The organism is Mycobacterium sp. (assembly GCF_036488105.1).
GTDB lineage: Bacteria > Actinomycetota > Actinomycetes > Mycobacteriales > Mycobacteriaceae > Mycobacterium.
In genome coordinates this window covers 1-5084 of record NZ_DASXHW010000120.1, presented here as the reverse complement: position 1 = coordinate 5084, position 5084 = coordinate 1, and the positions used below count along the sequence as shown (strand labels likewise).

5 protein-coding genes are annotated in these 5084 nt (G+C 66.8%); 1 reads left to right on the top strand and 4 read right to left on the bottom strand.

Annotated features, from left to right (window positions below; all coding sequences use genetic code 11):
• Positions 1-808, top strand: an 808-nt coding sequence (locus VGH54_RS06520) for an acetolactate synthase large subunit (RefSeq protein WP_331511123.1), incomplete at its 5' end; no start/stop codon positions are given.
• On the opposite strand, the gene VGH54_RS06515 is transcribed toward VGH54_RS06520, so the two are convergent.
• The 4 genes from VGH54_RS06515 to VGH54_RS06500 form a co-directional block, all read right to left on the bottom strand.
• Positions 794-1471: a hypothetical protein gene (locus VGH54_RS06515; protein WP_331511122.1), complete on the bottom strand. Its 678-nt coding sequence runs from the start codon at positions 1469-1471 to the stop codon at positions 794-796. The genes VGH54_RS06520 and VGH54_RS06515 overlap by 15 nt on opposite strands.
• Complete coding sequence (fadD17, locus tag VGH54_RS06510; RefSeq protein WP_331511121.1) at positions 1468-2973, bottom strand: long-chain-fatty-acid--CoA ligase FadD17; 1506 nt, start codon at positions 2971-2973, stop codon at positions 1468-1470. The genes VGH54_RS06515 and fadD17 overlap by 4 nt, the downstream gene beginning before the upstream one ends.
• A gap of 2 nt (positions 2974-2975) precedes the next feature.
• Positions 2976-4073: an acyl-CoA dehydrogenase family protein gene (locus VGH54_RS06505; RefSeq protein WP_331511120.1), complete on the bottom strand. Its 1098-nt coding sequence runs from the start codon at positions 4071-4073 to the stop codon at positions 2976-2978.
• Between the two features lie 17 nt (positions 4074-4090).
• A partial coding sequence (locus VGH54_RS06500; protein ID WP_331511119.1) for an acyl-CoA dehydrogenase family protein occupies positions 4091-5084 on the bottom strand: 994 nt, incomplete at its 5' end.

Genomic DNA, 5084 nt, shown 5'->3' with positions numbered 1-5084 from the left:
GTATTTCGCCGAGGCCGTGGTGGCTCAACTCGAGGGCACCAAACATCTGATCCTGGCCGGGGCGGCGTCACCGGTGTCGTTCTTCGCCTACCCCGGCAAGCCGAGTGATCTGGTGCCGGAGGGTTGCAGCGTCCAGGTGCTCGCCGGACCCACCGGCGCCGCAGCAGCATTGGCGGCGCTGGCAGACGACGTCGCACCCGGCACGACAGCCGCCGTCGCAGCGCTGTCGCGCCCCCAAATGCCGACTGGCGCGCTGACCGCCGTCTCGGTCGCCGATGTGGTCGGTGCACTGATGCCGGAAAACGCGATCGTCGTTGACGAGTCCAACACCTCCAGTGTGCCGCTGACGGCAGCGACCGCCGGCGCGCCCGCACACGACTGGCTGACCCTGACCGGCGGGGCAATCGGCTACGGAATCCCAGCCGCCGTGGGTGCCGCTGTCGCCGCGCCCGGCCGGCCGGTGTTGTGTCTGGAGTCCGACGGGTCCGCGATGTACACGATCTCGGGCCTGTGGACTCAGGCGCGGGAGAACCTCGACGTCACCACCGTCATCTACAACAACGGCGCCTATGACATCCTTCGGCTCGAGCTACAGCGGGTCGGCGCCGGCGCGACACCCGGCCCCAAAGCGCTCGATCTGCTCGATATATCGCGCCCGACAATGGATTTCGTCAAGATCGCCGAAGGTATGGGAGTGCCGGCTCGACGGGCGACCACGGCCGAGGAATTCGCCGACGCACTGCGCGCGGCATTCGCCGAGCCCGGTCCGCACCTGGTCGAGGCCGTCGTGCCGTCATTGCTGGCTTAGGACTTCATCGACGACCCAGTCGGCCAGCCTATTGACGACGTCGACCCCCGCCTCGTACTCGCCGTCCTGAACCTCGGCCGCAATAGCGACGCCTACCGCGCCGGATGCTGTCGGGACGATCCCGAACTGGCGGACCAGATAGTCGTCACCCAGGCCTGGACCCCAGCCGCCCTTTGCGGCAAAGCCTTTGGCGGCCAGACCCCAGCGATGATCGATCGTCAGCACACGCATTAGATCGACGACAGGCGACGCGTCGGCAACCTGTGTAAGTCCGGCAGCGAACCGGGCTTGATCGATCAGCGCCCATCGCGTTTGACCGAACGGCGTGTAATCCTCGCGGATTCTGCATGATTCGACCACGGTCGCCGCGTCACCGGCCGCGCGGATCACGTCTTGTACCTGCCTGGCCGCACTGGCGGGATCGCCCAGCTGGGACCAGAGTTCCTCGGCGGCATCGTTATCCGAGTGGGTAATTGTCTGGGCAACTAGCTCGTGACTACCCACGCCGGCCCGCAATGCCGCGATCACCAGCGGCACCTTGCTGGTCGACCAGGCGACACCGGACGACCACGTGCCAAGGGTAACGGGACTCGACCCGACCGAGGCGATCGCGATGCCGACCTGGGCGGCAAGCTGACTCGACAACTCGTGAAAGCTACTCATCGCCGGATGGGGAGCACCGGATCCGCGCAGTCCAGACCCTCGGCTGACAGTTGCCGCTTGAGCACTTTGTAGGTTGCTGTTCGCGGTAGGCTGGTGCTGACTCGAACGTATGACGGCCACTGCTTGGGCCCGAGATCGGTCTGCTCAGCCAGGAATGCGCGGAACTTGTCGGTGTCGAATTCGGCGCCGGATGCCAGCACCAGCGCCGCCATCACCTGATCGCCGACGGCCGGATCCGGCACCGCGTACACCGCTACCTCCATCACGTCCGGATGCCGTGCCAGCACCCGCTCGATGGGCGCAGTCCCGAGGTTTTCGCCGTCGACCCGCAGCCAGTCGCCGAGCCGGCCGGCGAAGTACGCGTAACCGGCTTCGTCACGGTAGGCAAGGTCGCCGCTGTGGTAGACGCCGCCGGCCATCCGTTGCGCGTTGGCCTCCGGATCGTTGTAGTAGCCCTCGAAACGCCCTGCGCCGGTGACGTTTACCAGCTCACCGACCGCACCGACCGGGCAGGGCCGGCCGGTGTCGACGTCGATGATCTCGATATCGTCGGGTATCGGCCCCAGAGCGCCGTCCGGGGTGTCCGGCGTGCGACCGATGGCGATCCCGCCCTCGGTTGAACCGAACCCGTCGATGACCCGGCAGCCGAACCTGGCCGCGAACCGGTCGATGTCGGCGGGTGCGCCCTCATTGCCGTACACCGACCGCAACGGATTGTCGGCGTCGTCCGGGCGCTCGGGTGTGGCGAGCACATACGACAGCGGCTTTCCCACGTAGTTCGCATAGGTCGCGCCGTAGTGGCGGACGTCGGGCAGAAAGCCGGAGGCAGAAAACTTGCGCCGCAACACCATTGAGCCCCGGCAGGCCAGCGCCACCGCCCACCCGACCAAGACCGCGTTGGAATGGAACAGCGGCATCGATGCGTAGCAGACGTCGCTCGGGCCGAGTCCGAAGCGATCGGTCATCGTCACGCCGGCGATCGCGACCTTGCCGTGGCTACACATGACGGCCTTGGGATTACCGCTGGTGCCCGAGGTGTAGATCAGCATGAACAGGTCGTCGGGCACCGCGGATTGAAAGCGAATTTCGGCCTCGCGATGTCCCGCGACCTCGTCAGCCCATAAGGCGGAGTCGACGTTGATGTGGTCGATGTCGCCCAGCGTGCCAGCTGAATTCGTGTCGGCCAGTACCAGTTGGCAGTCGGCATGGTCGATGTCTCGATGCAGCGCCGCGCCCCGGCGCACCGGGTTGAGTCCCACCGGGACAATTCCCGTCATCCCCGCGGCGACCAAGACCGAGGAGAAGAACGGTGTGTTCTCCAACAACACCCCGACGTGCGGCGGCCGGCCCGGGTCAAGTCGTGCGCGCAGTGCCGCCGCGACCGCAGCGCCCTGCCGGAGATGGTCGCGCCAGCTGACGAACGAATCCTCGAAGTGGACGCCCCGATCGTCGACATCAACCAGCGGGGCCAGCAGATCGGCGACGGTCGGAAGTGCGTCCACAGCTAAGCGGGGGTGTCCGCCAACTCGCGACCGATCTTCAGCAGTTGACCGGTGGCGCCGCCCAGCGCGAACTCGGTTTGCTTGGCGGCCAGGAAGTAGCGGTGCACCGGGTGGTCGGTGTCGATGCCGACACCGCCGTGGATGTGAACGATGCTGTGCGCCACCCGATGCCCGGCATCAGCTGCCCAGAATGCGGCGGTGGCGACCTCGGTGTCGGCGGGCAGATCCTCGCTTAGTCGCCACGCCGCCTGGGTTAGGGTCAGCCGCAGGCCCTTGACGTCGATGTAGGCGTCCGCCAGCCGTTGGCCGACCGCCTGGAAGCTGCCGATCGGGCGGTCGAACTGTTCACGGGTTTGTGCGTATTCGGCGGTCAGCTGCAGCCCTCGCTCGAGTACGCCGAGCTGGAACGCGCTGTGGCCCAGGATATCCAACGTCTTGATCCAGTTGACGACGTCGTCGCCGCCGACGACACGTCCACTACCGACCTCGACCCCGTCGAGCCGCAGATGCCCGATGCTGCCCAGGCCGGTGGTGTCCAGGGCGGTCACGGTGACGCCCGGGTCGCTGGCGGCGACCAGGAAAACAGAAGTGCTGGAATCGGTTTCGGCCGGCACCAGGAAGCCGTCGGCGACCGGCCCGTACGCGATCTGAGTACGGGTTCCGGTCAGCCGGTAGCCGTCGCCGGCTGATGTGGCCCGCACCGGTCCGTCACCCATTTCGCCGTCCAAGGCAACGGCGAGGATCTTCTCGCCGCTCACCGCGGGGGCGCCCCACTCGTGCTGGAGTTCGGTCGAGCCGAACCGGGCCAGCGCTCCGGCGGCCAGCACCACCGAGTCAAGGTAGGGTACGGCGGCCAGCTGGTGGCCGAGGCCGACCAGTACGGCGACTTCCTCGAGGACGCCAAACCCGCCTCCACCCAAGGATTCTGGTGCGGCGGTGGAGAGGATGTCGGCGTCGATGAGCTTGCGCATGAGTTCGCGGTCGAACCGTTGGTCGAGGCCGTCAAGCTTGCGCTGATGTTCGGGTGTGCACACCGCGTCGACGATCGTGGTGACCAGACCACCGAGGTCCTGCGCGGCTTCGGTTGTTGAGAAGTCCATGGGTTCTCCAGAATTCGCTAGCGGTTGGCTCGGGGAAGGCCGAGCGCCACCATGCCGATGATGTCGCGCTGCACCTCGTTGGTGCCGCCGCCGAAGGTCAGGATCAAGCAGGCGCGGTGCATCCGCTCGACTCGGCCGCGCAGCAATGCGCCGGGCGAATCTTGCCGCAGGGTCGCCGCGGTGCCCAAGACCTCCATCAGCAGCCGGTAGGCCTCGGTGGCCAGCTCGGTGCCGAACACCTTGGCCGCCGAGGCATCCGCCGGCGACGGCGACGTCGACTCCGCCGAGGCCAGCTCCCAGTTGATCAGCTTGAGCACCTCGACCTTTGCGTGCACCCGGGCCAGGTTGAGCTGCACCCATTGCGAATCGATGAGCCGGGCGCCGGCGGCGTCCTTGGTGTTCTGCGCCCATTCCCGTACCTGGTTGAGCGCCATGATGATTGGCATCGGCGACACCAGCGCGACCCGCTCGTGGTTGAGCTGGTTGGTCACCAGCTTCCAGCCGCCGTTCTCTTCGCCCACCCGGTTGGCCACTGGAACGCGAACGTCCTGGTAGTAGGTGGCACTGGTGTCCACCCCGGACATGGTGTGCACCGGCGTCCAGGAGAAACCTTCGGAGCTGGTTGGCACGATCAGCATCGAGATGCCGCGGTGCTTCTTGGCTTCGGTGTTGGTGCGGACCGCCAGCCAGACGTAGTCGGCGTAGGCGATCAGGCTGGTCCACATCTTCTGGCCGTTGACCACGTAGTCGTCACCGTCGCGCACTGCGGTGCTGCGCAGGTTCGCCAGGTCGGTGCCGGCGCCGGGCTCGGAGTAGCCGATGGCGAAGTGCAGTTCCCCCGCCGCAATGCGCGGCAGGTAGAACTTCTTTTGCTCCTCGGTGCCGAACGCCATGATCGTCGGCGCGACGCTGTTGATGGTCAGGAACGGCACCGGTGCGCCGGCGATCGCGGCCTCGTCGGTGAAGATCAGCGAGTCCATCGGGGAGCGGTCCTGACCGCCGTACTCCTTG

Excerpts from the sequence above, each read along its gene's own strand:
- VGH54_RS06515 (WP_331511122.1), bottom strand. The coding sequence starts at position 1,471 with ATGAGTAGCTTTCACGAGTTGTCGAGTCAGCTTGCCGCCCAGGTCGGC.
- VGH54_RS06505 (WP_331511120.1), bottom strand. The coding sequence starts at position 4,073 with ATGGACTTCTCAACAACCGAAGCCGCGCAGGACCTCGGTGGTCTGGTC.